The 241-nt window shown below is 63.9% G+C and carries 1 protein-coding gene; it reads left to right on the top strand.

Translation table 11 applies throughout. The features are described 5' to 3' along the window. On the top strand, nt 1-241 hold a 241-nt coding region (locus AC6LJ5_RS30375; RefSeq protein ID WP_498142461.1), incomplete at both ends, for a malic enzyme-like NAD(P)-binding protein.

Raw genomic sequence — 241 nt, 5'->3', positions numbered from 1 at the left:
GCGACGACGTGGTGATGGCCACGGGGCGCTCGGACTATCCGAACCAGGTGAACAACGTGCTGTGCTTCCCGTACATTTTCCGGGGCGCGCTGGACGTGGGCGCGACGACGATCACGCGCGAGATGGAAAAGGCGGCGGTGTACGCGATCGCGGAGCTGGCCGAGGAAGAGCAGAACGAAGTGGTGGCGGCGGCCTATGGCACGTATGACATCTCGTTCGGGGCGGACTACCTGATTCCGAA

The sequence above is a fragment of the Achromobacter sp. 1011791174 genome, from assembly GCF_059760925.1.
The sequence above is the reverse complement of the archived record's forward strand: the minus strand, read 5'-3'. Positions and strand labels throughout refer to the sequence as shown.